Consider the following 23,848-nt stretch of genomic DNA (forward strand, 5'->3'; position numbering starts at 1 on the left):
TTAGCGTTCTTCGATTGTCACTTTCCGTTTCGCATGTCACTGGCGAGCTCGGCGATTCCCTTGCGGATATCACCGTTCCACCGTTTTGCGTATGCCTGCACTTTCATCTTCTCCGATTCCTCTGTCGTATAGGCCAGGTACTCCTCCAGCGATACTTCTGTCGCATAGACTTTTGACAGCATCCCGCCGAGGCTGATAAAAACTTCTTTGTATTTTCGTTTTGGGTCGTTGCTCTTATTGATGGAGAGCACCAGCGCCTTCTCTTTTTCTGTCAATCCAAGCAGCTGCTGGATCAGGTCGAACTTATTCTGGTACTTGCTTTGATCCAGCAGGATCTTGCAGTCGGAGTTGTTGATGATCGCCTGCTTGACAATAGGCGAAGAGATAATGTCCTCTACCTCCTGCGTCACCACGATGGCCTCGCCATAGAACTTGCGCACCGTCTTGAAGAGGTACTTGATGTACTCGGCCATGCCTTCCTTTGCAATCGCCTTCCATGCCTCTTCGATCAAAATCATCTTACGGATGCCTTTGAGCTTTCGCATCTTGGAGATGAACACCTCCATGATGATGATCGTCACGACCGGAAAAAGGATCGGGTGATCCTTGATGTTGTCGAGCTCGAATACAATAAACCGTTCGCGCAGCAGGTCAAGATTTTCCGTCGCGTTCAGCAAGTAGTCGAACTCCCCTCCTTTGTAATACGGGCGAAGCACGTAGAGGAAATTCTCCACATCGAAATCCTTTTCCTTTACCTTGTCTTCGATCAGTATCCTGACAAACTCATCCCGCAGAAATTCATAGAAGGTGTCAAAGCAGGGAAACAGGTTTTTATTTTCCTCCAGGCGTTTGTAGTACAGTTGAAGGGCAATGGACAAGGCTACATACTCGCTTCGGTTAAAGGTCTCATCGTCTTTCTTCCATAGCGCCAGCAACAGTGTCTTGATGCTTTCTTTCTTTTCAGTGTCCAGCACATCACCTTCGCTGATATAGAATGGATTGAACCGAATCGGATTCTTTTCATCGTAGGTGAAATAATAGCCGTTCACCAGATCGCACAGTCCTTTATAGGAATGCCCGACATCCACCAGCACGATGTGTGTCCCTTGCTCATAATACGTACGAACCATGTGGTTCGTGAAAAATGATTTGCCGCTTCCCGAAGGTCCCAGAATGAATTTGTTGCGATTGGTACAGATGCCTTTTTTCACCGGCTCATCTGAAATATCCACATGGATGGGTCTTCCGGTCAGACGGTCTCCCATCCGGAGTCCAACCGGACTGATCGAGGATTGATAATTCGTTTCAAGGTTTAAAAAGCACGTGGCTTGCTCGGCGAACGTGTCGAAGGTATCGTTCATCGGGAAGTCACCTTCATTCCCTGGAAGTCCAGCCCAGAAGATCTGTGGTGCTCCATCGGTCTCCTGCCGCGCGGTAGAATCCATCTGGGCAAGAGCCGAGGAGACTTGGGTCTTGAGCTCTTTGAGCTCTGCTTTATTATCCGTCCACAGCAGTACATTGAAATGCGCTTTCACCGGTTGCCGCTGAGAAGAGATCAGCTCATTCAGGAAATCGTTCGTCGCATCCCGGCTGATCGCATTCTCACGGGAATAGGTTGATAATGACTGAAGGCGCAGCCGCTTGCTTTCCAGCAGCTTGATTGTCTTATGCGTATCCTCTATGAAAATGTACTGATTGAAAATGTGATTGCACGACAGCAGCTGACCAATGGGCGAAGCGAACCCGATACTGAACTTTGTTTTATCCGTGGAATACTTGTCGTAATTGATGCGCGACCCGCACAGCGACGGAAGATCTTCTACATCAGAAAGAGAATACAACTGGCAATGCTGATCACCAATGGTAAGACCTTCGCTGAAATGAATATCACGGATCACCGGTGACTCATCCCTGGAAAGCAGAAAGCAATACCGCTCAAGCAAGCCGGCCTTTCTTTTATCGCCGGCAAGCTCTTCGCTCCTGATCCTTCTGAGTTTTATGAACCCGCTGTCGGAAAGGATCCTTTCAAACTGACCTGCCCCATCGAATAGCTCCTGCATCCGTTGTGCATTGAGCGTTTCTTCCGGAACAATGGTTGGACGAATGAGCGAAGAGAAAACCGAGCTGGAAGGTTTTCGGCTTGCCGGCTTCCGTGTGATGAACACATAGCAGGCATGATCCAGATATGGCCGCTCATTGAAGAATCTTTCACTCGCACGTGAAAGAAATGATTCGTTTGGCTGCTCGTTTTCTGACCCGCCACCAAAATTCGCTTCCTGTCTCTTTGACACAAACCAGTCCTGCTTGTGGAATATCGAATGACTTGGTAAAACTTTGATCGCCTTCACCAGCACCTGGTGAAATGCTTCGTACTCCTGATCGGACAGCGTGAATATCTCCGGTAGGGTCATCTCAAAGGCGAGCGTGACATCTCCTGTCTTGGACAAGATGCAGTCGTTCTCCACCTTATAGATCGGAAATACCTTGGCAAGGTTAACAGCGGCGTTCATCAGGAAGAAAGTTTGGTAAGAGAGGTAAAGACCTTGCGGGAATTTCCGACAAGGGTTGAAGGAAGATTTCGTCGTGCTAGTTTCTTAAGCAATCCATACTGGCCGTAGGTGTCGCTCATCTGGTACACAATCATGAACAGCGCCGTGCCTAATACTGTCACCAGTCCCAGGCAGATGAACATGTTCACCCCGACGATGTAAAGGATCGCAAACAGGATGAGCAGCACAACGAGACCCGCACCGAGGTAAGCAATGTATTGCGCCTTAAGTCCCTTGAACTCGATAGGCTTGTTGATTCCTTTGTTGATTTTGTAAACACTACTCATGCTTATCGTGATTTGCGGTTGCCGTTGAATGATTTTATCCAATCGGTGGCACGGGAGAACACCGTTTCATTCTTCTTGCTTTCAATGTATTTTTCTCTTGAAGTCTTATGCGTCTGCCTGAAGTCACTGATCATATCAGGAAAGACGACATAGTTCAGAGCCAGCGAATCCACAACATGGGCAGGGATTCCGAGACGTTCCATTTTCGTCGTGGCGACATCCAAATCTTTCTCCGCGGCACGCTGCGAGAGCTGCTGATTGGTCACGGCTTTAGCAAAGACCGCATCATCGAACCACTCTCCTTTCGTTTCGAAGAACGCCCGCTCAACAGGCAGCGCTGATATGACCGCCAGGGAATCCCGCGCCAGCAGGTAGTGATACACTGCATCCACCTTTGGCGGATGAAAATATACCTGGAGTACAAAATCCAGGAGCGCATTACTTGGTTCTTCCTTCATCTTATCGCTTCGTTTTCTTTGTGAGTTCTTTCGCCGCAGCTTTGGATACAGGTACTTGTAATTCCTTGAAAATGGTAATTCGATCCGTGCGCGAAAGGAAATCCATGGCTCCATGGCGCTGGATAAACTCATGCAGTCCTACCCTATCGAGATTGATGAACGAAGGCAACCGCACCTTCTTCACTTCCTTCTGCTCCATGAATTCTTTCCAGGTTCCTTTGAATCCGTTATTGGTGCGCGTATCAAACATGAGCATTGTGTGATCCCCGTTGTCAATGAGGTGATCAAAGGATATCCGGTTGTCGGGCTTGTCCACCTGACGGAATTCAAACTCATTTAAATGGACTCGAAAGACTACTCCAAGAATTGGAATGATGGGAAGCTCAGATTCTTTTCTCATAACTAGAACAAATACCAGATGAAGGAATCAGACGCCAAAAAAGGAACGCAGCACGGTTGCTGTGATCACCAGGAACACACAGCTTCCAAACCAGGAGGCAGCCACCTTTCCGGTATCCTGATCACCGCTGTTCCATTTCTGATACACTTTCACCGCGCCGATTAAACCGATGATCGCACCGATCGCATAGGTAAGGTTGACACCAGTTGCAAAGAAGCTTCGTACCCGCATCGTTGCTTCATTGATACCCGCGTTACCGTCCTGCGCATAGAGATTATAAAACATCGTAAGCCCATAGACGGCAAGCGACAATCCGAAGGCTTTTCCTTTGCATTGGCAAATTCGAATGAGTTGTTGTAGTTTTTTCATATGATCGTTGTTATTGGTTTCGGAAAGGATTATGAATTGGACTTCGGCCACCAGGTATCTACCTCTGCCCGTTCGATCACATAGCCTGCTTTATCAGTAAGGGTGTCGGCGATGAAAAGGGAGATCGTGGGACGATAGTGCGTGTCGACCAGAATGGAATAGCGCGAAAGCAGTTCGCGGAACTTTGGTGAAATAGCATCACGCTGAAGCGATTCGGATTTGATGATGACAGACTTTACTTCTTCTACCAGGTCAGCCACGGTGCCCATAAGGACATTTTCGGTCGCCTCGTCTGTGTCTGGATTGCTTTCTTCTTGAGTTGGGGACTGTGATACGGTCTTGCCAATGAGATTACCTGGGTCAGCCGATGGTTTTTTAATTATGTCCTTCCGCTGTAAGGATTCTCCTTTTAACAGCGCTTTGATTTCGGAACTATAGAAATAGATCGCACCAAAGAAGTAATAGGCGACGATCAGTCCGCCGATGACGGTAAAAAATTGATACCAGGAAATAGATTGAAGCATGGCTTTCGTGTTTGATTACGAAAGCAAAAGTCATCGTAGGAAAAAATCGGATTTCACAACATTGTAGTAAGATTTGAAAAACAAATTTCCTTCATAGGCCTACCTTAAACGTGATTTGACCTCAAGGTTTTATATACTGATTTTTCTATATTTAAGTTAACATTTTCATTGGCGTGCCACCAATGGATTATCCCTAGTCTACTATAAATGAAAAACGGGCCTACCTATCATTCTTCCCATAAAATGGAAGAAATGTCGAAGCGTGAATTGTCCAAATTAATCGAACCCCACATAATTAATTGGAGTCACAGAGACTATGGCCTGGATGGGCTAGTGACGCTTGCCACTAATAATTCAACGAAGGGTTCTTCAGAATTAGATAGCCTTCATTTCCTTATCCAACTTAAATCAACAGAAAAGGTCCGGAAAGACACCTACACCTTATCACTTCCAATCGCCTCAACCAACATTAAACATTGGGTGAGATCTAATTTGCCGGTGCTATTTATTATTTATGACGTCGTCAATTCAATTTTTTATCATAGATGGATAGACAGCGATTTCATTGTTGAACTTGAAAAAAACAAGTCGAATTGGATTAATCAAAAAACTGTCTCCATAAAATTCAAAGAGAATAACGTTCTTACTAAAGACGCTCTCCGTCAGTTTAAGGAATACCTATTGTCTGGAAAAAATAAAAACGTCGCCGTTTTACCCGGACAATACTTCTCCCTGCATGAAAAAGTTAAAAGTCAAGTAAATGATTTTAAACAAATAACTACTCCCCGTCAATTCGACAGTTCGATTTACAAAGCAAAGGAGTTGTCTAAGAAAATTGATCATGCTATTTATAGAATTGCCATCGCCGGTCCGTCAAGGTCGGGAAAAAGTACCTTGATAAACTCCTTGCTAAAAAAAGATATTTCTCCGGTCGGCATTTACCAAACTACAGGGGTTCCTATTCAAATTTTACCAGGAACCAAAAATCAAATTGACATATACCTTAAAAACGGCATCAGCATTCAAAAAGATTTTTCACCAGAACTTATTTTAGAATACGCTGCGCAACATGAAAATTCAAATAATTTCAAAAATGTAAATTTTGTAAGCGTCTCGGTAATTAACTCTACTCTTGAAAAAGGAATATCATTTTTTGACGTCCCTGGACTTGACGATCCTGACGATGACATTATGATCAATACACTATCGTACGTCAAGACGTTCAATGCTATTATTTATGTGATTGATGTTACACCTCACAAAACCGGGGGTTTTGCATTTAAAAATGAATTCAAGAGAAACCTCTTAGACATGAGTTCGTCCCTGGACAAAGTTTTCCTGGTATTTAACAAAATTGATTCGCTATCCAAGGAAGAACTCAACAGTCTCAAACAAAGAATCACATACGATCTAAGACGTTTAAACTTACTTGAAAAAGTAGATGAGAAGGTACTCTATCTAAGCGCTCATACGAGTTTCCTAAACCGTGTAGCGGGCAAGAAAGAAAATCTCGATAGCGTCAAGGAACTAGAGCAAAATTTATGGGGGTACCTTCTGAAAGAAAATAAATCCGGTATTTACAGACTTCTCGATATTACTAGACAGGTTTATAAAAGCTACAACGAGTTCGCTGATATTTTAAATACGAGATTGCTGGACTCCAGTAAATTAGACTCGCTTCATTCAGCCGTCGCTGAAATTCAGCAGCGCTTACCCGATTTAGGTAAATCCCTAAGCACCAAACAAAAAAGTACAAAGGAGAAAATAAAACTGCTTTTACAAAGCCATAAACATCAACTTATACTTAGACTTGAGAGCGCCCTCAAGGCAATACCGGCCAATAAGCCTCTGCTGTCAGACAAAGAAATTAAGAAATACTTGACTGACGAAATCAACTCTATCGTTGATACCATAAATAAAGCAACAGTCGATGAGGTAAATCAATACAAAAACGATCTCGACACTTGGATTGAACAGAATCTCTCAAAGGTTCGTGAGGTAATTAACAGCGACTCAACTCCTCGCGCCCTTAATCTATCCCCAATAGAAACCATGATCATTCCTGAAATCGATCTTACATCAGCTTTCGGAATGGGAATTCTAGGGGGCATTTTGGCATATGCCATCAATCCATACACAGTAGTAGCTGGCGCCGTGGTCGGATTTCTCGGTTTACTTCTCTTTACTTCAGAAACGCGACGGGCGAGAAAAATTGCAAAAATCGTCGAACAATCCCGATCAAAATGTGACTCTGTTTTTGAAGATCTGGAAGTCAAATTTGAAGAAGGCATTGACGAAATGATGCTTAAAATTCTCAACGCAGGCATCAAAATGATAGAGTTATATTTCTCTGATATCAATAATCAAATTAAAGAAATCAAGACAACAAGACTTAGTGAAAATGATAGACAAGTATACAGAGGTTGTTTTGAACAGTTAAAATCAAAAAAAATCGAATTGGACGATCTGGTTACCGAATTATCCCTCTATAAATGAACTCTAAATGAATATTGAAGAATACAGGACGGAAGCGCAAAAAGTTGGCTATCGGGAGCATCTTACCTATACAGTTGCCAGTGAACAATCACTTGAAAGCTTTTTGGACTATACCAATTTAGACCTAGACTTAAAAATCCATCTTTCAAAAGTCATTCTTTGCCGGCATTTCATGTCAACAGGAGAAACAATACTTCCGGCCGACATCTATTGGTTCATTAGAAACTTTCTATCTGAATTTGAAACTGACTTTATAAAACCATGGATAAGTGCTGCTGTTAAACATACAATTGAAATGATAATTAGCGGCGATACCTTTAGCAAACAAATCATTGGCACCACATTTCTATTCGGTGTCATCGAATTCAATATAAAATATCGTCTTGGCTACCGACCCGAAAAATATCACACATTCGACAATTACTATCACCAACAATACCGAAGGATGTTTTTAGGACCTGCCCTCAATAAACTAAAGAAAACAAATTCACTTTTAGCTTGTGATCTTAATGAAATCGATCAACAAAATATCAAGGCGTTAAAGCTCACAGGAATAGCCGAAAAAAACTTCGTAATCACAAGAATGGCAGACAGGTTGACATTTGCGAGAAATATTATGATCCACGGAGAATCTCACAGTTTTTATAATACCGGGATTTACCTGACAATGATATATATCCTTTTTCATTTCCATTGCATCAAGGACGGAACCAAATACGAAGGCATCTAAGATCACTATGAATTGGATACTATTTAGATATCACAAACTCATTCTCTGGGTTTCGGGAGCTTCATCAGAGTTTCAAACCAATCAAAATTTTCTTCGCACAATGATCCAATTAAGCTTTCGGGGATCATTGATTTCAGTCATAGCAATGGCACTGCTATATGCACTCGATAAAGGATACCTGTTTTTGATAGGCTTCTCCATGGAATCTAAGACCGACACATTCATGTGCCAAACTGGATTATTTTTTGAGTTGCTTAATCTCAAATTCAGTGTTTCTAACTTGGAGTATTTCGCTGACGTGTTAAGCATTGGAGCCGGAGTATTAGGTGTTCTGTTAGGTCTCTTTTATACTGCTTTTTTAACAATTGTGGCGACCAAATACTCCAACATCAATACCATGATCAGCATTCAGCTCCTTGAACAAAAGACTATAAATAAATATTTTACACTTCTGTCTTCAATCACAGCCCTATCATTTGTATTCCAGTTTTTGTTAGCATTTGGATATCAACCAACCCTGGTCAGTACCAGTGTGTATTCATTAATCGTAATCTTTACAATCGCTTCCTTTACAAATTATGGAAGAACACTTCATATCTATTTCGACCCAAGCATGTTAGCCGTTGATATTTTAAATAATACTCATCAACTTCTTGCTCAGGCAATAGCGCACAAAAAAACTATTTCAAGAATTAATCAAGGAAAGCGGTATACTCATCAGATATTTAATCAAATTGGCAAAATCCAGACAATAATAGAAGAGAGCACCAATCCTCAAATAAGCAATACTTCTTTAGACACCATCTCGTATCAAGTCAACCGATTTGCCGACTATTTCCTCTCAATCAAACACAAAATTCCGGCCGATAAAACATGGCATCCCGAGATTGTAAAGTATAAAAAGTGGGAACAGGCTAACGAATGGGATTTTGACCTGATAAAATCAACCGGAGTTGATATGCTTAGAGAAAACGTACCATCGTACTATGAAATAGAAAAGAAAATAATTGAAACTCAATTCTTATTGTTTGAAACTCATATTCAATCGAGCCAAAAATTACCCGTTGTTCTCGAACAGACAAGGTTCATAACACAACTCTCTTTTCAATGCCAAAATGAAATCTTTGAACTGTACTTTGATAAGTTAGAATCGTTTATTTTAAGTAAACTCAATACAACTGATTCGATTTTCGGAATACAGTTGGCGATGCTTTATCCCCACCTGGCAACACATTACCTAATCGGATTTAATTATTCCTTCGAGAATTTTGATACTGAAAAACTTCGCAAAACAGCAAAGGAGATCCACAACTTCAGAAATTCCGATCAACATACAATTCCGTATTTCCTGACACTGGCAGGAATCACTTATCAGCATAAGCTATTAAATGAAAAGAAAATCGAAGGCTACGTAATTACACGCGAATTTTATGCGGAATTTGAATTAGCACACGTCCTTCAATACACCCTTCAAACTCATCTTGAATTCGTCATTAAACAATTCACTACCAGAATCCCCAAAATCACAGCTGAATTGATTAAAAAGAATCGTTTGTACGGTCTTGTGGTTAGTATGGACTCCATTGAACTACAGCGAAAAATGACGCTTTTCACAAAGAATTTAAATTCACATTTTGAATTATTTAATCAATTAAATTTTCAAAACGCCGACTCTCCCTTTAGCTTCAAATCATTCGACAATACAATCAAATTATGCGAATCATTTAACACCGCTCTCCTCGACAGTATCTGGAAAACGGGGGCGTCTTCCTATAATTTAAAAGAAAAGGAACTACCCGATATTTTTGGGAAATTCTATCAAGTCATAATGAACGACCTGGTAGATGGCCTATTTAAACTTCCTCTTGACGTTAATCTATTGGGATACCGAATTAAAGTATTCTCCGGTGTTTGCCTACTTTATATTCAGTCGCTACGACAAATACAATTTGACTCCACTACAATTGATCGCTTTGCCCTCCGCCTTTACCCTATTATTACGGATCTTATCGAAATTCAATCTCTTTGCTTCGTGATAGCACGCGCACAACAATCCGAACCATTGATTAATTATATCTACGAATTCTGGAGTGAACAGTTCGAATCTCCTTCAAAAGAATTACAATTTTGGAACATTATCTACCCGATTTATTTATACTGTAAAAATCCAAGTTTTACACTTAGTTCCAATTCTTATATCAGAGAACATGACAGAAACATACGCCTTCTGGATTACCTCGAGAAAAATGGAATATTTACTCAACAAACCACCACGGAAAGCCGAATGTTTCCTGTCGTAAAAACAATATCAAAAATTGACGATCTATACCTCTCTGCAATAGCATCCTCCATTCACCATGGCACAATAAACAATGTAGATTTAGATGAGGTATTTATAGAAGCCTTTTTACGAGGAAGAACAGCATTAAAAGAAATAGATATTAAAGAGACTCAATATGGACAACGAGTTAGAAGACAAATGGAAAAGAAGAATTCTTAATCAACAATTCCCTTTGATCGGCAGTAATCTCCCCGGCGAAGGAAATGGCTATCATGACCGAGTCAGCTTTGATTTAAATTACAATCAATCAACAAATAGTGACGATCGATACAATCATTGGGTATACTTTGTGTATTTCAGGGATCTAATCAATTCGTTCGATCCAGAACTACGCCAACGATTTCATGAAAATGTGAATTTTGATCTGATCAATTGTTCAGAAAACTATCGAGATACGTTTAAACGTTATATCGCAGGGCAGAAATATCATTATCAAGGCGAAATTTTAGACGCCTTCAGCACCTTACTAAAATTATTAATACAACACGGCAGGATCATCCTGGAATTTGTTTCTTGGTTTGACAATGAAACATCTGATGTCTATGGCTTTGAACTGAAAATTCTTCCTTTTAAGAATACCATTATTAGAAACAAGAATGTTCAATTTGAGGGGATTGATCGGGATGGAACAACTAGAAAAGTAAAAATTCCAAAGAACAAGTGCATTGTCATTGATTGGCCTAAAAAATTAGGTGGCTATAAAGGATTTTCCGAAACAATTAACAAGGTTTTGAGTTTGGGTCCAAAGACTCCTCCGATAAGCGATGTCGCAACCTTAAATCCAGGAACTATTCTTGCCAGAAATAAGAAATGGGAAGAAGAATTTAATCGGCTACTTGCTAAATGGGGCCTGACTTCAGTACCGAATGATTTAACTGAATTTTACAAGGAGTATAATAATCTAAAAATTAGATCCACTGGAATTCTATGCATTGAAGCCATTCTGGTTGGCCTAAACCAGGTGGTCCAAAAGCTAAATATTGTTTTGGGTGAACAGGCTTCCCTTGTTGAAACGAGCGACTTCTACTGTTCAGTCAAGCATGAAAAAATAACACAGCAATGGCTAAACGGAACTATCAGTTTTACGACAGCAAATAGCCACCTTCGATAGGCTTCAATTAAATTCTCCCATATGAATCATCTTAGTATCGCCATTATCCGGACCAAATCTTTAACAATCAAAGCCCATTTCGATTATCTAATAATAGAAGAGGGAAATAAAATAAAGTTTTTTGAAACCGTTAATATCGCCATCGGAGGATCATTTGATTTTAGTTCCTTCAAAAAACAAATCATTCAATACTTTAATCTACCTCAAACAATAGAAATTGATGGAACTCTTTCACCTGTTGACTTCGAAAACCCACCTACCTTATTCAAGTCCAGCCCAAGAGATCCTGAAGCCACCGCCTATCTCTACGAATTTTCCGCCCCACAGCGTGATGCTATTATTTTAGGTCAGCAATCTAATTCTGACTATTGGAAAAATATAAAATGGATACCCGAAGCTGATTTAAATTCAAATCAATGGATAGCCCATCAAAGCTATCTCTTCGAGCGCGAATCTCCATTTAACCCTCCAAAATTCTCAAATGAGTACCGGGCAAGTATAAAAAAAATCGTGAGTGCCAAGCAAACGGGAAAACTGGTGATTTTCGCCGGAGCGGGTGTTTCAATTGATTCAAATGTCCCACTTTGGAGAGCACTTGTGGATGAAATGAAAAATGATCTGTCCACACACGTAACGGACATTTACGACGTACCCGATTTATACTATCATTCGCGAGGAGAAAAAGAGTTTCACGAGAAAGTCCGGGAAATCTCCAACTATGGAAAAACGAAATTTAATGGAGTCCACAAGAAAATTATCACCTTAAATCCCGTCCACGTCATAACGACAAACTATGACACCCATTTCGAACAAGTCGTTGAAAATTTAGGACTACCCTTTTCAATAATTCGCGCTGATTTAGATTTACCTTATTCCCGAGGGAATTCCCTAATTGTAAAAATGCATGGAGACTTTGACTTAAGAAATATTGTTTTAAGAAAAACCGAATATGATAATTATGAAAAAGATTTCTCATTGATTTTGAGTTTTATTCGAGAATGTTTCGCTTCGAAGCTGATTCTATTTATCGGATTTTCATTCACTGACGAAAATCTAAAGCGCATTCTGAATTCGGTTAAAGTAATTTTGGAAAAGGATATCCAACGACCCTATTTATATAACGCAAGCAGCGAAAAGGATAGCACTCAAATGAAGGAAAGCTTAGATCAACAAGGCATCCGCTTGTTAACTCACGAATCCGCTATCGATGATTATTTTAATCAAATCAAAACCAGCGAAGACCAGGAAGCAATTAAGGAACTTAGTGCCAAGGGGCAGAATACATACAAGTTCTTAAAAGTATTGGAAGAATTTGATCCCATTTCTGACTCTTTGGAAAATCTCGACATACAAAACCAGTTTATAAAATCATTGGAACGATTTGAGTCCTTTGGAGCAATCCCCATTGAAATTCTAGAGAAGATTACTCCTTTCAAACTAAAGCATCACCCTAAGAGCCAACATTCGGTAAATGCGACCTACAGCCATTATGAACCATTTCATCTGGAAACCCTAAACGAGGAACTTCTAACTTACTTAAATAGCCGAAAGAATAAAGAAGGAAAAATAGACTTTTATACCTATAAAAATAATTCGACTTCCGAACAGGAAATAAAAATAAGCCGATATCTGAAGCTTCTCTACTCCAGCGGAATACATTGTATAAAAAGAAAAAGTGACACACAGTCATATCACCTTCGCCTAAACCCAGTTAATGCTGCTGACGAATGTTATTGTACACGCTGTTTGTTTGATCGTTTTGAATGGAAGAGTCTTATATACGCTCTTAATTCTATTAACGCAAAGGCATTGTGCAAAAGAGATTTTTACAACGAAGGACTATTAACCTCCTACGGTTTTTTGAAAACGGGTCAGCTAATCAAGGCATTTTATGCGCTCGAAGAGGTTAAAAGAGAATCGATAAAAACCGCTAAGCATATTGATTATTTTATTGCTTGCTACAATCAGAAACTTCTGAAACCATTATTAGCTACATTTTACGAATCCAATTTTAGTGACGAAGCAAAAGATGTGATTATCCAGAAAATTGATTCAACCGATCTTTATCAAATTCTGAATGATCTCCCAGCTGAGCGTGATGTTAAAGAATGCCTTAAACTGATCATGGAAAATAAAATTCATTCCTCTATGCTATCAAACATGGAGAATGAGTTTGAAACCGTAAAAGAAAACTACCATAACTATCAAAAAGAATCATATTGGAGCTCAGGACCCAATCATTGGTACATGATTCAATCATACTTTTTCTTAACCAGTAGTTTTTATCATCAAAACCTTCTTTTCAATGATGAGAATTACTCATTTTCAAAAATGGCTTCTATCTACTTTGAAACGATGATTGCCAATTATACTATATCAAAAAAATACACTCATAAAATAGAGAAACTACCCCTATTTTTTGGTGAAACGTTAATCAATTTCGGATACGCTTCGGACATCACAGATCTCTTTAAACAGTATCGCGTTACAAGCCTCTCTTTTGACGGAGGTGTTAAGTCATTGGTTAATGAGTTTAAAAACTTTCTTGATTCAGGCTACGAGCAAACCAATCTGTTTGGAGAAAAAATCAATAGCGATCCATCCTATTATTCTTTAATCCAAAATTCACACTACTTCCGAAACAGAATTACTAGAACTTTTAATAATTTCTCAATTCTACTGCTCCATTGCGAGCTGGAGCCCGACGACGTGAATTTGGTGATCGAAAAAACTATTAATTTCCTGTCAGTCAATCCAGCTTTTAACGCTAGTAATTCCCATACCTACTTTTCAAAATTCATTAACCAGTACATCAATACCATTAGCGAAGTCAACCTACAAAAACTTGCATTCTATGTTTTATCCCCTGATATCTGGACAAGTAGCCTAATTCCCTCTTTTTGCAATTCTCTAATTGTGAAGACCAATAAGCACCGTTTGTTTGGTGAAGATTTTTTTCAGAAACTAATTAGAAGAACAGATGAAAAAAGGGAATGGCCACTTTCGTTAACTCAAACTATTCCGTTTTATGTACTACTTCAGCCTGAACAACAGAAAAAGTTCTCAATGCTCATTGACACAACTTTTAATAATTTAAACAATTCCAGGTGGGAAGTCATCATTAAAGCTTACAGTTGGAAAATGTGGAATCCAAAAGATCAGCCAACTATCTTTGAACCATTCTTTAATAGTGTTGCACAAGAGTCGGTCTCGTTTCCTGAATATACAATCTTAGAAAGCGGAATGCCTGAAGGAAACGATTTTCGACCATGGAATCACCTATACCTGGTAATTCAAATGATATACTCCTATAACTTATTTGAAGCAGAATTTACAAAAAAATTATACTCGAATTTGAAATTAAATATGTACCAATGGATACTCAATCCGGGGGAATTTAACTATGACTATTTTGAGATCAAGTGGCTATTAACCTTCTCGAGACCCGAAATACTTAGAGAACTTAAAAAAAATCAGTCACTCTCACGCGCGATTGAAAGTGGTCTAAAGAAAAATTATAACCCTAAAGTTGCTGAGTTATATTATTCTTCGTAATCTCTTCCCCTTCCGAGAATAATTTAGAATTAACTCTCATCATTTTTTCTGCAAAGTTCGGCCTTCTTCATTGACTGCGACCAAGAGACTACGGCATAAACCTATCGGTGCCTTCGGCTTTGTCATGGTCTCAAATTTATTCCGTTTCCTCTTGGTCTAACGCGACTGTTGATTGATTAATCATTGTCGCTGTCAATGAAAAGACCGGGTTGGGTTGGCATTAAAAATAATGTTCAACTCAATCAAACTTTATGGAAACAATTTCAAAAACTGACACGGAAAATCCAGTGTCAACGTCCCTCCTGGTCAACCTCGCCCAAATTAAAATCAGCGAAACAAACCGGATATTCCGGCGACCTGCTGAGATCACCAAAGATGCTTTAACAGAGCTGGCATCCTCGATTAAACAATACGGTGTAATACAACCCGTCGCCATTCGGCCCCATCGTCAAAAGCCGGGAATGTTTTTATTGATTTGTGGCGAACGACGCTACCGCGCGAGTGTGCTTGCCGGAATGAATCAGATACCGGCCTATGTGAAGGACGTAAACGACGAAACGGCCTTGGAGCTTCAAGCCATCGAAAACATTGAACGGGAAAATATCCATCCGCTCAACGAAGCCAAAGGATATGCAGTCATGCTGGAGAACAATCCATCATTAACGACGGCTGACCTGGCAACACGATTTGCAAAATCCGAAACCTACATCCTTCAGCGCTTAAAGCTCAACGAGCTGATCAAAGAGTTTAAAAAAGATTTTTATCTCAACACGATTCTAATTGGTCACGCACTGCTACTGGCCCGATTGACTCACACCGATCAGCGCGAGGTACGCGAGCAAATGACGAAGCGCTATAATGGCTTAGGAACGGTGAATGAGCTGCATCAATACATCGATCGAAATATCATGAACAGTTTGACCACCGCAGCCTTTGATAAAAAAGATGTAGCACTTCTTCCAAAAGCCGGTGCATGCCTTACTTGTCCAAAGCGCTCCGGTGTCTCTCCACTCCTTTTTGCAGAGATCAAGGAAAAAGACCGGTGCTTTGATAGTAGCTGCTTCTTCTTAAAGTGTCAGAAACATATACTTAATAAAACCAAGCTCTTGATTGAGACAGAGCCGGAGGTGGTCTTCCTAACAGCCCATCATGAAACGAATGAAGATGCATTGACCTTGCTAACGGAACAGCAGATTTCGCCATTACGGGAGTATAAGGATTTCTTTGACGGAAAATGTCCGGGGACCACGAAGGCAAAAGGATTTTGGATCTCCGGGGATCACGCAGGCAAAATAGCGACAGTGTATGTTAAAGGGGAAGAGAAAGCAGAGTTACCGCCGGCTGAATCGCGCAAGGAACAAATTGAAAAGATCAAGTTACGAATGACCCGTGGTAAGGAACTGGACCGTGAAAAGGTTTACGCCAAAATTTTGGACGCCCTGCAGAAGCATCCGTCACAAAAGAAAACCTTTGAAAAGAAAATGATGCCATCAGAGGAAGCCATGCTCTGGTATATCGTTTATGATAAAGCAGGATATCATATAAGACACGACCTTGATAAATTTTTAGGACTGTCCAATCACAAGTCTGAAAAGGTTTTTCAGATATTGACCGAGTTAACCCCCATGCAAAAGGCATATCTCCTTCGAAAAGTTATGCTGGATCAATATGGGGGAAATCATCCGGATTCTGATTATGGTTTTATCATCACCAAGATAGCGGCTGCCTACCGCGACATTGACATTCCCGGATTTCAAAATGAGCAGAATGAAATATGCTCTAAACGAGAAGAGCGTGCAAACCACCGGATAAAAGAGCTTAAATCTGAAAACAATTAGAAATCAAGGGGCATCATGCCCCTTTTTTATTCGATCCCTTACAAATCCAAACGTTGTAACATGTTGTGAATTTCATACGATGCAAGGTTTGAGCTTTGTGAGATCATTTATCAATCAACGTACCTCGTATGAATAACCTCATCACCTACCTTGAAAGCAAAGACGCCATCTTTCATGGTGCGCTTGTCCTCATCATGCTCTACGTTCCCCATGCGGGCAACCTTTTCATGCAACTCGAGCACCTCGACATGACCTTCTCCGGTTTTACATTCCTCAACTGGATTTACGGTGTTTCCTTAGCAGGTGCTATTGAGTTCCTGATCCTGGTGTTTATCATCAACGGCTACAAGTCTACCGGAAAGTTTTACGCGGTGGTCAGCTTCTTCCTGAACGTGTTCTATTACAATTATTGGTTTACTGCAATGCGTGATCCTTCAGATGAAAACATCCGCACGACGATTATCAGTCTTTTTATCTGCCTCACCCATTCTCTGGCCGTCTGGCAGCTAAGCGAACTGTTTTACAAACGACTTCAGGAGGATAAGGAAAATATCGTCGAATACTGGTGCCCTGAGTGCGAAGCCGGACCCTTCACGAATAAGCGGGGTCTTGAAGGGCATAAATCAAGAGCCCATAAAGGAAAGAATAAAGCCGCTATCTCAGGACTAAATGAACAGGCATGATGGGTGTTAAGGAGGCAACTGCGATATGAATAAGATGCTACAAAATCATGATAACCGACCTGCGATGTTTGGAGGAGCAAGCAATGTTTTCCGTCCCGGAAAACTGCTTGCTCCTCTTCATCACTTCGTTCCTGTAATAACGGTTTATCTCTATGGCAAGGCCTAGAAAAATTGACAGCGAACTTCGCGTGAAGCAATTAAAGCTTCACCTGACGATGGAGGAGAAGAATAAGATCCTCAATCAGGCAGTTGCCAGTGGACTGCATCCCTCTGCCTGGATTCGCAGAAAAATATTCACAGGAAAGTTCCCTTCATTGAAGGTGTCCCCCATTGAGATCAAGCTTTATCAGGAATTAAAGCGAATCGGTGTCAATCTCAATCAGGGCACTCACAAGCTGAATCAGGGGGAATTTCCGGCCCACTATAACGAGCTCCAGTTGTCGCTTCTTAAACTACTCAACAACATTTATAAGGTGCTGATCGATGACCGGAAAGCTGGTGAAAGGTAAAGGCTTCCGCGGCGCACTGCGGTACAACCTCGACAAGGTCGAGCGAAAAGTTGCTGAGGTGCTGGAAAGCACCTTTGCAAGGTCCGGTGAACATGCTATTCTGAAAGAAGTTCAGATGGTAAGGTCACTGCGACCCAGACTGGAAAAATACTTTTATCACACCTCCATCAATTTTCCACCTGAGGAAACCCTCTCCAGCGATATCATGAAGAGAATCGGGCTGGATTACCTTGACGCCATGGGACTCGTCAATAATCAGTTCATCATGTTCCGTCACTTCGACGCCGATCATCCGCACATTCACATTCTCGTGAATCGCATCGATCATAATGGCTCCGTAAGGTCAGACAGCAATGATTATCAACAGACCGAAAAAATCCTTCGAAGCCTGGAAATAAAATACCACCTCCGCCAGGTGCATTCCAGCCGGCAAACGACCGAACGCCCGGTCACGAAAGATGAACTGGAAATGATGAAACGCACCAACGCGCCGAGCTCCAAAATGAAATTACAGGTGGCGATAAAAAGAGCGCTGCAATCCAAACCTACCCTTCAGCAGTTCATCCTGAGGCTGGAAAGCCAGGGAATAGCGGTTCTGTTTAACCAGGCCTCCACCGGCTATGTCAGCGGAATCTCCTATCAACTAAACAGTTTGATCATAACAGGAGGAAAACTGGGTAGTGACTTTAAGTGGACATCCATTCAAAACAAAATCAACTATGAACAAGAACGAGATCGCCAAAGAATTCACGAAGCAAACATCCGAGCCCGTGCCACAGGAGCCGCTGCCGGAGTTAATCCAAAAGACTATCGACGGGCTGGGGGAAATTCATCGGCTGACAACCGAAAATATCCACAAGACCAAAACGGTGGAAAAGATCACCTCCCTTTATATAAAGGAGCTGCAGGGAAACATTCATCAGATAAATCTTCTCACCCTTCAGATTACCGACCAGATGATAAAGCTGATTCAGGAAAAAACGAAAACCCACAAGGTCTCGATCTGGCAGCGTTACTGGATAGCTATTCTTTCCGGGATTTTGTCAACCCTTCTGACCAACCTTACGCTGATCCTCCTTCGATGAATCCGTACAAAAAGAAACGACGAAAACGGCGATCAGGTCGATGAGCTCGTCAAGCTTGGCCTTGCATCCCTTAATTCCTTTTCCAACCATGGGATTTTAATTATGGCGAAAGGTTGGTTCATGCTTAAAATCATGCAAAAGCGTTCGGCATAAACGGTGCCTCCTGCCGTCATTTTCATTCCTTGCAGGCACCCCCAATTATTCCGTTTCCTTTTGCATGATTCACCGCACGAACCACCAGAAACACCATAATTAAAACCAATGATTATGGAAAATTCACTTTCAATTGATTTTCAGGTTGCAGAAATCAAGCTCTCGTACAGCACCAACGTTAAACCATCTTTGCGACCGAAGGTCAACTGCTCGCGAGATTCCTATGAATTGCTGATGGCCAACTGGGACAAATCGAAACTTGAATTCCAGGAACAGTTTAAGGTAATGTACTTGAACCGTGCCAATAAAGTGCTTGGAATTCTTGAGCCATTCACAGGTGGAGTGTCTGGAACAGTGGCTGATCCTAAGATCATTTTTGCTGGAGCCTTGAAAGCGTGTGCGAGCGCCATGATCGTCTGCCACAATCACCCTTCCGGCAATCTTACAGCGAGTCAGGCAGACATTGATTTGACAAGAAAGCTAAAGGAAGGAGGAAAATTACTCGAGATTCAACTGCTTGATCATATCATTCTAACAACAGAAAAATACTTCTCATTTGCAGATGAGGGACTTATTTAAAACAAAAATGACAAACCCTTGTGGGACTTATATATTTGCCCGAATCAATGGTTTGATATTTCTATTGCAACCAGTCAACAGGGAGATCGACAACTTGCCCTAACGTTATTCCTTTCCGAGTTCTAAATTCATTACCCTCCCACCAGTTTTTGTCAAGACGCCAGTCACTCAGACAAAGTGAATGTCTTGCATTCGGGTTATTACATAGCCAATGTGGAGCGACATGCAAAGTAGTTGGTGCTACATTCGTTATAAAAACACCACTCACCTTTTCAAATGAGCCAGCAAAGGCTTTTGAAAATATCCCTTGTTCTTTTAGTCGCCTTTCTCTTTCCAATTCACCAAGCGCTTGATCGATATCATAATAATGGTAAAGGGATTTTACAATATCAGTATTATCAACTCTTTTTTTGCTTATACAGTTAAGGCAAATGAGATAAGGGTATTCCATATTGCCGTATCCGGTTGACTTTACCTTGATCGCCTTTTTTATACTTTCTTCACAGCCTCCCATCCAACCTTCGTGAGGATATGAAAGAATAGGCTGATGTATGGATTCATCAATCACATCCAGGGGCCATGGAACGAATACGATCCTAACATCCTTATCTTCGTAAAACTGCTCGGGAATGTGATAATTGTGTTCAATACGAACTTGTTCAATAAGGGACGCATGATCAAGCTTTGACAAATAATCGTCAAAGAATTTTACAGCCTTCTTTCCATTCGGTTGATGTCCAGAAATGAATTCTACAGAATGAAGACTGATTCCGAATTTTTTGTTTTTTATCCTTGCCATCTGATCATAAAACAAATCCCTTTTATTCATTCGTGCTTGCTCAGCAGCAGTAACGTCAGTTACAACCCGAGCCTCCAGGTAAAACTTTATGTCATCCTTCGAGATGAGAAAATCAGGACGTTTTCCTGTTCCACTTACAGCCGGATGGACGAGCAATGTGTAACCTTGTCGCCGGAAAATCTCATGCAGGGTAAGTTCAAAAAATGCCGGGTAGAAATCTGATTGGAATCTGCTTTTCAACTCTGCCTGTTCATCCAAAGGATAGTTGATGAACCAGGAGTTTAATAATTCCCGTACGTCCTGAAATATCCCAATTGCAGAATCAAAAAAATCATAGGGATTCTCAAGGTGCTTTGAATACAGTTCCTGACGATCTCGTTTATTATCAAAAAGTTCCATCCTATGATTCTGCAGAGAATATAGTTAAGTTTCCTGATCGTAAAATATAAATTTCAATTAAAATCATTGATTCTGATCTCAAGCTTTTCTTTCATTTCATCAAGAAACGTTGTCTTTCCCTTCTTCCTGAGACGAATATCCAGGAACTGACGGTAATAGTTTCCAAGCGAAATGTTAAAAACATTTTCAAACAGAACGGCAATCTCTTTGATATCAGCCTTTCCCTTGTTGAGAACACCTATCGTTTCCAGTCCGTAAATTAGCTCAATAAGATCGGCTTTACTTGCTGTCCATGTTAACGATGAGGTTATCGACCGTTCGTCGGGTGACAATTTAGCGATTAGCCCCATAATGTGATCTCTTAAAAGGCGGATTGTTAGCAGCTGGCTCAGCACTTCATCATATCCGGTAGAGAATTCACGGTCGGAAATAATATCAGAGAATTCAAGATTACCCCTTACAAAGTATTTCTCATCGTAGCCGGTCGATCCCGTCATGCAATACTGACTGAAATGGTCATGAGCGTTTACTTGCTCCTTCATTCGTTCGAGCTCTTCGAGGTAAAACGACAATCTATCCTTCGTAATTGTCGGCTCATTGCTGTGCAGTACCAGCAGTCGTTTATGAAAATGAAACTGCGCCAGAAATAATGGTTTAATCTCTTTGAAAAAGTAAATTTCGTCTGTCACGTTTTCAAATCCATGAGCTACCACCGCCCTTCTCAGTTCATAAATAATTTTTCCCACCATTAGAATAATTTTAGATAGCCGGACAATGACATCTTGCTCATCCTGCCGAAGGATTTCCAGTTGTTCTTTCATTGATTGCTCTAGCGAAGCAGCAGCGGTTACTACATCAGTTGTTTTCATAATTGTCAATGTTGAGATTCTCCCAATCGTTCCTTTATAATAGTTTTAATATCCTCCTTGATAGCATAATAGATTTCCTGGATCTCGTACTGAGTGATCCGCCGAATGGCGGGAATTGGTTCGTACCTCTCCTCTTCTTTCCTGATCGCGTCGTGATCGTTCACGATTTCCGCATGAAAAACCTTCAGCTTAATTTTTTGTACCGGATCATCGGAAACCATTCCCACAAACTCCCCGGAAGAAAGAGCAGCAATTTTTGACGCGGGTATCGCTGAGTCGAGCTGCGTTGATCGGCTAAGAGATGTATCAGAAGCATTAATCGAAAGACTTTGACGCTCCTGGACGATTTTTCCAAATCGCTCGGACAACAATCGCGCGGTGTCCCCCACCACCTGACCACTGATGACGTTGCCGACGATATTCATGATGACTTCGGCCTGCTCACGTCCATAGTCTTTTTTCAGCTGGCTATAATCCTGGACGGCAAGTGTTGTAGCAACCTTGTTAGCTCGAGCCGTTGCTATCAATCCGTCAATGCCGTTAAAGTAGATCGTTGGAAACTCATCAAAGACCAGGCTGCTTTTTAGCTGGTTCTTCTTATTAACAAGCTTGATGACCCTTGATATGTACAATGACAATACTGCACCATAGATCTGTTGCTTCTGAGGATTATTTCCCATACAGACTACCTTTGGTTCTTTTGGATTATTAATGTCCAGTGTAAAGTCCCTCCCCGACAAAACATAATAAAGTTGAGGGGAAGCAAGTCTTGCCATACCGATTTTTGCGCTCGCAATCTGACCTTCGAGCTGTTCCATAGCGTTATGCTTGAAGGCTGATTCAAATGGATTGATCAGCACTTCGATCTCCGGCTCTGTCCGGAGAAGTGTAAATAGTGTTTTATAATCCAGCTGCATCAGCTCGATCACATGCGGCAGCGTACAGAATCGTCCGCCTTCATACTGCCTTAAAAACCAGATAATAGCCGTGACAAAGTTGATAGGTGATTCAACAAAAAAGTCTCCCTGCTTTTTTATCCAATCGCGGTTTAACCCGAGCATAATGGTACGGGATGATTCAGTCGCGTCTGTGATATCCTCCATTGTAGTAGGATCGAGAGGATTACAGCGATGTGTCCGGGATAGGTCATCAAAATTGATCACGTAAAATTCCGGCGTCACTTTGTAATGATGGGCGTTCCGCAGAAGTGCATTATAGGTTATTCTCGACAGATCGTCATACTTGAAATCGTAAATGAACATCGAGAAGCCCTTCGCAATATGCTGGCTGATGATGTGCCGTATGACAAAATACGATTTACCTGCGCCCGGCGTCCCTATTACGAGCGACGAGCGAAACGGATTGATGATGTTGATCCAGCTTTGCTTGACTTTGCCCTGATGTGTATACCGCGCAGGCAGGTTAATGGAGAATTCGTTTTCCAGGAACCGCTCCTCCTGTGGGAAGGATTCATTCTGAATATTGAAAATATCTTTTTTGAGATCTTCTGATATTACGCGGGATATCCACGTCCCACCGGCGAGAATCATAAGGTATCCGAAGACCGAAAGCGATAAATAAGTAAATGAGAGTTGGGCCGGCGACAGGCCAAGAAACTCATGCCATTGAAAAATCAAATGACTTTCAATGAAAACGATCGTGCCGGTTAAGGCAAAAGTCAGTGCAACACCGAAATGAACTTGCGGTTCTTTCTTTCCCTGGACTCCCAGCAGTGAAATCAGCAAAAGCAATAAGCAGAATAGCTTAGAAAATAATGGGTGCTGAAAAAATTCGAGCTGATGAAGGGTTAGTATGATCTGGTCAACGAAGTGATGTGTTAAACCCCATTCCCTGAAACTGCCGTGGCAGAATACATAGATATGCGTAGCGAGTATAAACAGACTTACATAGCGTGTAAAATCAATAATCTTCCGTAATGCCTGTTCGTTTTCCCCGGTATGTGCCATCGTGATGCAAACCAAACCATCCCCCGGCATTCAAAACAGTTACAGGGGTTCTGGAACCCCTTCATTTTTAACGCTGGCACGAAAAATATTTCTGGTGAACCGAGGGAAACCGCCGTTCCCATTCGAGAAATAGGATGAATACCTAAC

At 41.3% G+C, this 23,848-nt stretch carries 20 protein-coding genes; 11 read left to right on the plus strand and 9 right to left on the minus strand.

Translation table 11 applies throughout. The features are described 5' to 3' along the window. Positions 1–17: 17 nt before the first annotated feature. Genes traG through HOP08_00670 form a run of 6 tightly spaced genes read right to left on the minus strand, consistent with a single transcriptional unit; the run spans position 18 to position 4,587 of the window. Entirely contained in the window at positions 18–2,510 is a 2,493-nt protein-coding gene (gene traG, locus HOP08_00645; protein ID NOT73403.1) for a TraG family conjugative transposon ATPase, read from the minus strand. Next, the gene (locus HOP08_00650; GenBank protein ID NOT73404.1) at positions 2,510–2,836 is read right to left on the minus strand and encodes a DUF4133 domain-containing protein; all 327 of its coding nucleotides are present in this window, start codon (positions 2,834–2,836) and stop codon (positions 2,510–2,512) included. Before HOP08_00650 ends, traG begins: the two co-directional genes overlap by 1 nt. A 2-nt stretch (positions 2,837–2,838) precedes the next feature. Next, positions 2,839–3,294, minus strand: a complete 456-nt coding sequence (locus HOP08_00655) for a hypothetical protein (GenBank protein ID NOT73405.1) — start codon at positions 3,292–3,294, stop codon at positions 2,839–2,841. A gap of 1 nt (position 3,295) precedes the next feature. Then, positions 3,296–3,694 carry a hypothetical protein gene (locus tag HOP08_00660; GenBank protein NOT73406.1) on the minus strand — a complete coding sequence of 133 codons (399 nt, stop codon included), beginning with the start codon at positions 3,692–3,694 and terminating at the stop codon, positions 3,296–3,298. A 27-nt stretch (positions 3,695–3,721) separates the two neighbouring features. Continuing rightward, a complete protein-coding gene (locus tag HOP08_00665; protein NOT73407.1) occupies positions 3,722–4,063 on the minus strand; it encodes a DUF4134 domain-containing protein in 342 nt (113 codons plus the stop codon). Between the two features lie 29 nt (positions 4,064–4,092). Beyond that, positions 4,093–4,587, minus strand: a complete 495-nt coding sequence (locus tag HOP08_00670) for a hypothetical protein (protein ID NOT73408.1) — start codon at positions 4,585–4,587, stop codon at positions 4,093–4,095. A 252-nt stretch (positions 4,588–4,839) separates the two neighbouring features. Here HOP08_00670 and HOP08_00675 point away from each other — a divergent pair, with 252 nt between their 5' ends. The 11 genes from HOP08_00675 to HOP08_00725 all read left to right on the plus strand — a co-directional run bounded on the left by HOP08_00675 (position 4,840) and on the right by HOP08_00725 (position 19,667). Next, on the plus strand, positions 4,840–7,083 hold the full coding sequence (locus tag HOP08_00675) for a DUF4365 domain-containing protein (protein ID NOT73409.1): 2,244 nt from the start codon (positions 4,840–4,842) through the stop codon (positions 7,081–7,083). Between the two features lie 7 nt (positions 7,084–7,090). Further along, the gene (locus tag HOP08_00680; GenBank protein NOT73410.1) at positions 7,091–7,813 is read left to right on the plus strand and encodes a hypothetical protein; all 723 of its coding nucleotides are present in this window, start codon (positions 7,091–7,093) and stop codon (positions 7,811–7,813) included. A gap of 100 nt (positions 7,814–7,913) precedes the next feature. Further along, a complete protein-coding gene (locus tag HOP08_00685) occupies positions 7,914–10,313 on the plus strand; it encodes a hypothetical protein (GenBank protein NOT73411.1) in 2,400 nt (799 codons plus the stop codon). Further along, the gene (locus HOP08_00690) at positions 10,270–11,265 is read left to right on the plus strand and encodes a hypothetical protein (GenBank protein NOT73412.1); all 996 of its coding nucleotides are present in this window, start codon (positions 10,270–10,272) and stop codon (positions 11,263–11,265) included. The genes HOP08_00685 and HOP08_00690 overlap by 44 nt, the downstream gene beginning before the upstream one ends. Positions 11,266–11,286: 21 nt before the next feature. Continuing rightward, complete coding sequence (locus tag HOP08_00695; GenBank protein ID NOT73413.1) at positions 11,287–14,820, plus strand: hypothetical protein; 3,534 nt, start codon at positions 11,287–11,289, stop codon at positions 14,818–14,820. Positions 14,821–15,071: 251 nt separating this feature from the next. Further along, positions 15,072–16,658: a ParB/RepB/Spo0J family partition protein gene (locus tag HOP08_00700; protein NOT73414.1), complete on the plus strand. Its 1,587-nt coding sequence runs from the start codon at positions 15,072–15,074 to the stop codon at positions 16,656–16,658. Between the two features lie 128 nt (positions 16,659–16,786). Beyond that, complete coding sequence (locus HOP08_00705) at positions 16,787–17,341, plus strand: hypothetical protein (GenBank protein ID NOT73415.1); 555 nt, start codon at positions 16,787–16,789, stop codon at positions 17,339–17,341. Positions 17,342–17,366: 25 nt separating this feature from the next. Then, the gene (locus HOP08_00710; protein ID NOT73416.1) at positions 17,367–17,507 is read left to right on the plus strand and encodes a hypothetical protein; all 141 of its coding nucleotides are present in this window, start codon (positions 17,367–17,369) and stop codon (positions 17,505–17,507) included. After that, positions 17,494–17,850: a plasmid mobilization relaxosome protein MobC gene (gene mobC / locus HOP08_00715; protein NOT73417.1), complete on the plus strand. Its 357-nt coding sequence runs from the start codon at positions 17,494–17,496 to the stop codon at positions 17,848–17,850. Before HOP08_00710 ends, mobC begins: the two co-directional genes overlap by 14 nt. Next, positions 17,825–18,979 (plus strand): relaxase/mobilization nuclease domain-containing protein, encoded by a 1,155-nt coding sequence (locus HOP08_00720; protein NOT73418.1) that lies wholly within the window; start codon positions 17,825–17,827, stop codon positions 18,977–18,979. The genes mobC and HOP08_00720 overlap by 26 nt, the downstream gene beginning before the upstream one ends. Before the next feature lie 223 nt (positions 18,980–19,202). After that, positions 19,203–19,667, plus strand: coding sequence for a JAB domain-containing protein (locus tag HOP08_00725; GenBank protein ID NOT73419.1), 465 nt, complete (start codon positions 19,203–19,205; stop codon positions 19,665–19,667). A 61-nt stretch (positions 19,668–19,728) separates the two neighbouring features. On the opposite strand, the gene HOP08_00730 is transcribed toward HOP08_00725, so the two are convergent. The 3 genes from HOP08_00730 to HOP08_00740 are packed head-to-tail and all read right to left on the minus strand — an operon-like array spanning position 19,729 to position 23,701. Continuing rightward, positions 19,729–20,865 carry a hypothetical protein gene (locus HOP08_00730; protein NOT73420.1) on the minus strand — a complete coding sequence of 379 codons (1,137 nt, stop codon included), beginning with the start codon at positions 20,863–20,865 and terminating at the stop codon, positions 19,729–19,731. 53 nt (positions 20,866–20,918) lie between these two features. Then, complete coding sequence (locus HOP08_00735; protein ID NOT73421.1) at positions 20,919–21,734, minus strand: hypothetical protein; 816 nt, start codon at positions 21,732–21,734, stop codon at positions 20,919–20,921. A gap of 5 nt (positions 21,735–21,739) precedes the next feature. Then, positions 21,740–23,701 (minus strand): type IV secretory system conjugative DNA transfer family protein, encoded by a 1,962-nt coding sequence (locus HOP08_00740; GenBank protein NOT73422.1) that lies wholly within the window; start codon positions 23,699–23,701, stop codon positions 21,740–21,742. Positions 23,702–23,848: the final 147 nt, after the last annotated feature.

This window comes from Cyclobacteriaceae bacterium, from assembly GCA_013141055.1.
In the GTDB taxonomy this organism is placed as follows: Bacteria; Bacteroidota; Bacteroidia; order Cytophagales; family Cyclobacteriaceae; genus ELB16-189.